The organism is Mixta tenebrionis (assembly GCF_006517625.1).
Taxonomy (GTDB): domain Bacteria; phylum Pseudomonadota; class Gammaproteobacteria; order Enterobacterales; family Enterobacteriaceae; genus Mixta; species Mixta tenebrionis.
Map to the genome: position 1 here is coordinate 1 of NZ_VHQI01000045.1, position 1090 is coordinate 1090.

Genomic DNA, 1090 nt, shown 5'->3' on the forward strand with positions numbered 1-1090 from the left:
CCATCTTTGCGCTTATCTGTCATCAGCTAACCTCATGCCTTGTTTCACAGCGCTTTTCAGGCTGATTTTCTCTCTTCATTTAGCTTTTACTATAGCGTACTTTCCCCAGGCAACGTGAGCAAAAGCAGCCGGAGCCGAGGTTACGCCTGAAAGCGCCAGGTTAGCTTAACCTGTCGTGCGCACATTCCGCCGGGCGCTTATGCGCTTAGTTGATTCAGCGCCTGAAAGGATTATGCTAGACTTTCCGCACTTACGAAAATGTACAGATGGAGTGTTAACGATGCCTCAAGAGCCGAATAAAGAAAGCGGTCAGGAAGAAAAGACCTCAGCATTAGCGATGAATAAACTGCTGGAGTCTCGCTCTGTCATTATTTCAGGCGAAATCAATCAGGCTCTCGCGGAAAAAGTGATAGCTCAGCTGCTGATTTTGCAGGAGATGAGCGATGAACCGATCAAGCTGTTCATTAACTCTCAGGGCGGCCATGTCGAAGCGGGCGATACGATTCACGACATGATTAAATTTATTAAGCCGCGCGTCATCGTTGTGGGCACCGGCTGGGTCGCCAGCGCCGGCATTACTATCTATCTGGCCGCGGAAAAGGAAGATCGCTACGCGCTGCCCAATACGCGCTTCATGATCCACCAGCCGTTGGGCGGCGTGCGCGGCAAGGTTTCTGATATCGAAATCGAAGCTAACGAACTGCTGCGCGCGCGCGATCGTATCAACAGACTGATCAGCAAAGCGACCGGTCAGCCGCTGGAGCAGGTAGAGAAAGATACCGACAGCAACTACTGGATGAGCCCGGAACAGGCAATCGAATACGGCATCGCCAGCCATGTCATTACCCGCTGGGACGAACTGAAAGCCTGACGGCTGAAGTCCCCATCGCAGCGCCCATAAAAAAGGCCCCTGCGCGCAACCTCAGCAGCTAACGCGGCTGTAGTGAAGCGCCGGGGCCATTTTTATGCCGCCGATTCTGGCCGCTGTCGAAGCGGCAGGGCCAGCGACAGCACCAAAAAATGGGCCCGCAGGCCCATTTCGCAAGATAACGCTTTACTCGCCGGAGGCCTGCTGCGCCTCGTGCTGACC

Annotated in this window: 1 protein-coding gene; it reads left to right on the forward strand. The window is 54.1% G+C overall.

Annotated features, from left to right (window positions below):
• The first annotated feature begins 280 nt into the window (after positions 1-280).
• Positions 281-871 carry an ATP-dependent Clp protease proteolytic subunit gene (locus FKM52_RS21435; protein WP_141178109.1) on the forward strand — a complete coding sequence of 197 codons (591 nt, stop codon included), beginning with the start codon at positions 281-283 and terminating at the stop codon, positions 869-871.
• Positions 872-1090 lie beyond the last annotated feature (219 nt).